The following is a 6,106-nucleotide window of genomic DNA, read 5'->3' as shown; positions in this document are numbered from 1 at the left end:
GCACCCACAGCAACATCTCGGCGAAGTCGCGCAGGAGCGCGGCGCTGTGGATGATGGCGGCGTCAGGGTCGGCGCGGTGGGCCGCGAAGCCCAGCGCGTACCGGGAGGCCCGTTCGGCACGCTGCATCACGCGTGACAGGCCCAGCAGCGCCTCTTCGTGGTCGGCCAGCACAACCTCCAGCGCTGGCTGGGGGCCGAAGTCGCGGAAAAAGGGCGAAATGCCCGTCAGCACCAGGGCTGCGGTGACGGTCTCGGCATCGGCCCGGAGTCCGGCGCTTCGGCCGCGGCGCTGCTCGCTGGCATGCACCAGGACCTTCAGCGTCATCAGCGGGTCGGTCGCCATCATCTCGCCCAGGCTGTGGGCGTCGACATCGTCCTCCGTCGCGCGCATCTGCTCCAGTGCCTCGGCCGTCTCGGCCAGCACCGGGATTTCGGCCCGGGCAAAGGCGTCGACCCAGGCCTCAAGGCTGGGCAGCGGGGTGGTGATGCGCAGGCGTTCGGACATGATGCCCCCCGATGCTAGGACGATGAGGGGTCGCATGCTCGTCGCATGCGACCCCGTTTTCGGCCTCAGTTCACAGCCTGCGCACACCTTCCAGCTGGGCGGTCAGCCGGCCATCGGCGTACAGCGCCCCTTCCGGCGCGCCAGCTTCGGCGTAGAACTCCAGGTGGCTGCGGGCTCGGCGGCGCCGGTAGGCCGGTGAGAACACCAGCCGGATGGCGCGTGCTGCGCGCCTGACGCGGGCCCAGCGGCGGGCCCAGGCGGCGTGGGTTTCGGCGGCATCGGGGCCGCTCAGCTCGATCAATCTCATGAGGATCTCCTTGGGCAGCCGGCCCTCATGACATGGATCGACCATGGATGTGGGGCGGGCGGCGCAGTTGGTTCAGGGGCTGTCGTCGGGGGAGCGTTCGCGCAGCAGTCGCCGCAGGTCCAGGCGGGACTGCTGGCGCTGGGCGCGGGCGTCCTGCGGGCTCTGGTGCCGGCCGGCCTGGCGTTTCAAGGCTGGCGCGACGAGCGGATTGCGCGGCTTGCGCAGGTTCAGCTGCATGGGACGCGGGGAGGTGAACTGGGGCATGGAGTGCTCCGGTGGATGCCATGCATGGCACGGCGGGCAATGCAGCGGCTCGACCCGGATGGGTCGGCTTTTGCGCGAAAAGGTTGACGGGACCCGGGGCCTGCGCTCGAGACAGGCGGGCCGGGCAGTCAGGGGCTTGGGGTGTGCGACCTCGCCGCGATGCCTGGGGACTTCTGCACCGCAACTTGCGCAAATGATAAACAAACGTTGCCCTTGCGCAAGCGGTTTTTATCCAACACCCCTAACATGGGGCGTTGGCGCCGTCCCATGACGGATGCGCCTAAGGATCAGCGTTTCTTGGGCTTGAGCGGGGCGATACCGGCCTGGAGCCGACGCCATTCGTCCAGCTCGGCCTGCGGACTGGACCCGGCGGCCTTGGGTGCGGGCGCAGCTGGCGGCGGGTTGCTGGGGGTCAGTACCTCGCCCAGCAGGTCCAGCAGCCGCGTGCGGGCGCGCTGCGGATGCCGGCGGTAGTAAGTCAGGACCAGGCCGATGATGAAGCGCTCGTCATCGTCCTGCGGCAAGCTGGGCGACGTCTCTACCGCCATGGGTGCGGCGGTACTTGCCGTGGCAGGCGTTGCGGCAGGGCCCTGGGCGCCGTGCTCCAGGTCCATCCAGCCGGGCGGCTTGTGGCAGAGCTGCTCGAACTGGCGGGCCAGGCGTTCGCCGATCTGCCGGGAACGACCCTTGATCTGGCTCCAATAGCTGGGCTGGATCTGCAGTCTTTCGGCAAAGCGGCGTTCCAGGCCACGCAAGGTGGCCGCATCGGCATGTTTGACGGTGGCGCTGACGAACTCTTCGAACAGCCGCATCGCGTTGTCCAAACGGATCTGCGCGACGTCGCGGGGGGCGCTGGGCATGGGCGGCAATGATAAATGAGCCTTCACCAAGAAGGCTTCGCCCGTAGGAAGGCACCGACCGTGACGTGGTCGCATCGCTGATGGTCGCGCTCCGGGGCTGCGCTCATATTGGTCAGATCCCCAACCGATCAGGAGATCGACATGCCGAGCACCGACCGCACCCTTATCGCCATGGAAAGGAAGTTCTGGCAATCCATGGTCGACGAAGACACCGATACCGCCTTGGCCATGCTGAGCGAACCTTCGCTGATGGTCAGCGCCCACGGCGCCATGCAATTCAGCCACGATCAGTACCGGCAGATGGCCGAGCACGGCGACATGGTCATCAAGTCCTTCGAGTTCAGCGACATGCAAGTCATGTACCCCAGTGAGGACACGGCCGTGCTGACCTATCGCGTCAGGCAGGAGGTCGCCCACCGTGGCGACGGCGCCAAGCCCGTCGCGCAGGAGATGGCTGACTCCACCGTCTGGGTGCGCAAGGGCGATGAATGGCGCTGCGTGATGCACACCGAAACCGAATGCAATGAGGGCCAGGGCAAAAGTGCGGCGGCGAGGAAGACCGCCGCCGGCGAGCACTGAGAGCGTTCAGTCGCCTTCGTCACCCACCTTGTAGGCACCGATCAGTGACGCCTGCGTGCTGGGAGGCACCGCCTCGTAGTGCGACAGCAGCAGCGTGTAGCGACCCTCGCCGGCGGTCATCGCGTTGAGCCGCGACTGGTAGCTGGCCAGCTCTGCCAGCGGTGCCAGCCCCTGCACGACCAGGCTGCCGGGCACGGCGGCGCGCGTGCCATTGACCTGGCCGCGACGTGAGGCGAGGTCGCCGGTGATGTCGCCGATGCTGTGCTCCGGCGCGGTGATCTCGACTTGCACGATGGGCTCCAGCACCAGCGGCCGGGCCTCGCGAACGGCCGCGATCAGCGCCCGGCGGCCGGCGGTGACGAAGGCAATTTCCTTGCTGTCCACCGAGTGGTGCTTGCCGTCATAGACGACCACGCGAAGATCCACCAGCGGATAGCCCGCGACGACGCCGCTGGCCAGCGCCGATCGCACGCCCTTTTCGACGGCGGGCATGAATTGGCCCGGAATGGTGCCGCCCTTGACCGCGTCGATGAACTCGAAGCCCGCGCCCCGCTCCAGCGGCTCGATGCGCAGATAGACCTCGCCGAACTGGCCTGCCCCGCCGCTCTGCTTCTTGTGTCGGTAATGCCCCTCCGCCGGAGCCGCCACCGTCTCGCGGTAGGCGATGCGCGGCGGTTCGGTGACGACCTCGCCCTTGTAGAGCTCGCGCACGCGCTCCAGCAGCAGACGCAGGTGCAGCTCGCCCAGGCCGTAGACCAGCGTCTGATGGGTCTCCCCGACCTGCTCGATGCGCAGGCAGGGGTCTTCGTCCACCAGTCGCGCCAGCACTTCCCAGAGCTTCTGCTCGTCGCCACGCCGCGCCGGGCTGATGGCTAGGCCGTGCACGGGGGTCGGGAAGTCCAGGGCTTGAAGGAAGATGTGCTCGTCCTCCTGCGCGTCGTGCAGCACGGCGTCGAAGGCGATGTCGTCCACTTTGGCAACGGCGCACAGGTCGCCGGGCAGGGCCTCGTCGATGTCCACGTGCTTGGCGCCCTGCAGCATGAACAGGTGGCCGACGCGGATGGGCTTGCGCGCATGGCCGACGAAGAGCTGGCCCCCCTTGGCGACGCGGCCCTGGTGCACCCGCATGATGCCGAGCTTTCCCAGGTAGGGATCGGAGACGATCTTGAACACATGCGCCAGCACGTACCCGGCCGGGTCGGGCCGGGCGGGGTAGGGCGTGGGCACGGGGCCCTTGCCTTCCAGGAAGGGCGGCGGGTTGCCCTCGGCCGGGTTGGGGCACAGCCGCTCGATGACGTCCAGCAGCTCGGCGATGCCTGCGCCGGTTCGGGCCGAGCAGAAGCAGACTGGAATCAGATGCCCCTCTCGCAGCGCCTGCTCCAGGGGTGCATGCAGCTCACGCGGATCGACGTCCCCGTCGGTCAGGTAGCGGTCCACGAAGTCTGCGTCCACCTCCACCACCTGCTCCACCAGCGCACGGTGCGCGTCGGCCACGGACGAAAAATCGGCCTCTCCAGAGGCCGCGAAGAAGCAGTCGGCGACGCGCTTGGCGCCGTCGCTGGGCAGATTGAGCGGCAGGCACTCCTTGCCGAAGACCTCGCGGATCTGCGCAAGCAGGTGGGGCAGATCGACGTCTGGGCAGTCGATCTTGTTGACGACAATGAGGCGTGCCAGCCCGCGCTCGCCAGCGGCGTTGAGCAGGCGCTGCGCCATCAGCTCGATGCCGTTGAGCGCATTGACGACGACGAGGGCCGTGTCCGCCGCTTCCAGCGCCGGGAGGGCCTGGCCGACGAAGTCCGGCGCACCGGGCGTGTCGATGGCATGCACCCGGATGCCACCATGCGTGAAGTGGGCGAGGCTGGACTGCAGCGAGTGCCCAAGGCGTTTCTCCAGCGGATCGTGGTCGCTGACCGTACTGCCGCGCTCGATGCTGCCCGCCTGCGGGATGGCACCTGCATGCGCCAAAAGCGCATCCAGCAACAGCGTCTTGCCGGCCGCAGCCGGCCCGACCAGCGCGACCGTGCGGATCGCGCTCACTCGTGAATCCAGGCTTGAAGCGCTCATCGGACCTCCTCGGTGGCGTTGCCAGCGTAGAAGAACCCGGGCCGCCCGGCAAGGGCAGAATCATTCGAATGCACCTCCGATTCACCACCTTCGCCCTCGCCCTCTCCCTCGTGTCGGGGACCACCACGGGCCAAGCCCAGACCAGCCCGGCCGACGAGCTCAAAGCCATGCTGGCCGAGGTCAGCCCGGCGCGCATCGAGGCCCGCATTCGCAAGCTGGTGAGCTTCGGCACCCGGCACACGCTGTCGGACATCGGCTCCGACACCCGCGGCATCGGCGCCGCGCGGCGCTGGATCACGGCCGAGCTCTCGGCGTGCGCGAAGGCCGCCGGTGGGCGGCTGCAGGTGGAGGAGCAGAGCTTCATCGAGCCGGCCGGCAATCGCGTCAACCAGCCGACCGAGCTGGTCAACGTCGTCGCGACCTTGCCTGGGCGCGGCGCCTCCAAGGGCCGCACGCTGGTCGTCAGTGGCCACTACGACTCGCGCAACAGTGACGTGATGGACCCGCTCGGGGAGTCCCCGGGTGCCAACGACGACGCCTCGGGCACCGCCGCCGTCATGGAGCTGGCCTGTGTGATGGCCCGGCGCCAGTTCGACGCGACCCTGGTCTTCATGGCCGTGCCCGGCGAGGAGCAGGGGCTGCTGGGTGCCGCCCAATGGGCGCGCGAGGCGCGTGCTGCTGGCACCAATGTCGAGGCCATGATCACCAACGACATCATCGGCAGCTCGCGTGGCGATGCTGGCCAGGTTGATCCGAAGCGGCTGCGCCTGTTCGCCGACGGCCTGGACCCGCTGGTGCGCCTGCTGATGGCCGCCCACGCCAATCGCCCGGCCAGCGAAGCCGACGCCCGCGCCATTGCGTCGATGCAGGCCGAGTTGCTGCCGCTGCTCCAGGCCGGTGGCAACGAGGATCTTCCCACGCACCAACTGGGGCGCCACATCAAGGCCGCGGCCGAGGCCGCCATGCCAGGCTTCACGGTGCAGCTCATCCAGCGCCGTGACCGTTACTTGCGCGGCGGCGACCACATCCCCTTCCTGGAGCGTGGGTACGCGGCCGTGCGCATCACCGAGCCCTTCGAGAACTTCGCACACCAGCACCAGAACCCGCGCACAGAGAATGGCGTGGTTTACGGCGACCTGCCTGAATTCGTTGACTTCGCCTACGTGGGCGACGTGACCCGGGCCAACCTGGCCGGCCTGGCCACGCTGGCCTGGGCACCCGCACCGCTCAAGGGCGTGCGATTGGACGCGCGCGAGCTGACCAATGACTCCACGCTGGAGTGGCAGGCCAGCGACGATCCCGAGGTGGCCGGCTATCGCATCGTCTGGCGTGAGACCGACTCGGCCGCCTGGCAGCAGTCGAGAGACGTCGGCAGCCTCACGCGGGTGACGCTGCCGGTGTCCAAGGACAACGTGGTGTTCGGCGTGCAGGCGGTGTCCAAGAAGGGCTTCGCCAGCCTGGCGAGCTATCCGCTGCCACGCCGCTGACGGGACTGAGCGTCAGTCGCGGCCGTGCCCATGGCCGCGG

General features: G+C 68.5%; 7 protein-coding genes. 2 read left to right on the top strand and 5 right to left on the bottom strand.

What is annotated here, in order from left to right:
- From VGF12_RS23835 to VGF12_RS23820, 4 genes are all read right to left on the bottom strand, one after another.
- A partial coding sequence (locus VGF12_RS23835) for an HDOD domain-containing protein (RefSeq protein WP_414710193.1) occupies positions 1 to 505 on the bottom strand: 505 nt, incomplete at its 3' end.
- Between the two features lie 70 nt (positions 506 to 575).
- Positions 576 to 812: a hypothetical protein gene (locus VGF12_RS23830; RefSeq protein WP_331178535.1), complete on the bottom strand. Its 237-nt coding sequence runs from the start codon at positions 810 to 812 to the stop codon at positions 576 to 578.
- Between the two features lie 72 nt (positions 813 to 884).
- Positions 885 to 1,076 (bottom strand): hypothetical protein, encoded by a 192-nt coding sequence (locus VGF12_RS23825; protein WP_331178534.1) that lies wholly within the window; start codon positions 1,074 to 1,076, stop codon positions 885 to 887.
- A 287-nt stretch (positions 1,077 to 1,363) separates the two neighbouring features.
- Positions 1,364 to 1,936, bottom strand: a complete 573-nt coding sequence (locus VGF12_RS23820; protein ID WP_331178533.1) for a hypothetical protein — start codon at positions 1,934 to 1,936, stop codon at positions 1,364 to 1,366.
- Positions 1,937 to 2,077: 141 nt separating this feature from the next.
- On the opposite strand from VGF12_RS23820, the gene VGF12_RS23815 reads away from it, so the two are divergent.
- Positions 2,078 to 2,515, top strand: a complete 438-nt coding sequence (locus VGF12_RS23815; RefSeq protein ID WP_331178532.1) for a nuclear transport factor 2 family protein — start codon at positions 2,078 to 2,080, stop codon at positions 2,513 to 2,515.
- Positions 2,516 to 2,521: 6 nt separating this feature from the next.
- On the opposite strand, the gene fusA is transcribed toward VGF12_RS23815, so the two are convergent.
- Positions 2,522 to 4,579: an elongation factor G gene (gene fusA / locus VGF12_RS23810; protein WP_331178531.1), complete on the bottom strand. Its 2,058-nt coding sequence runs from the start codon at positions 4,577 to 4,579 to the stop codon at positions 2,522 to 2,524.
- A 68-nt stretch (positions 4,580 to 4,647) separates the two neighbouring features.
- Here fusA and VGF12_RS23805 point away from each other — a divergent pair, with 68 nt between their 5' ends.
- Positions 4,648 to 6,066 (top strand): M28 family metallopeptidase, encoded by a 1,419-nt coding sequence (locus tag VGF12_RS23805; RefSeq protein ID WP_331178530.1) that lies wholly within the window; start codon positions 4,648 to 4,650, stop codon positions 6,064 to 6,066.
- Positions 6,067 to 6,106 lie beyond the last annotated feature (40 nt).

Source organism: Roseateles sp. (assembly GCF_036404855.1).
Taxonomy (GTDB): Bacteria; Pseudomonadota; Gammaproteobacteria; order Burkholderiales; family Burkholderiaceae_C; genus Pelomonas.
Note: the sequence above shows the minus strand (reverse complement) of the source record. Positions and strands in the feature narration are given on the sequence as shown.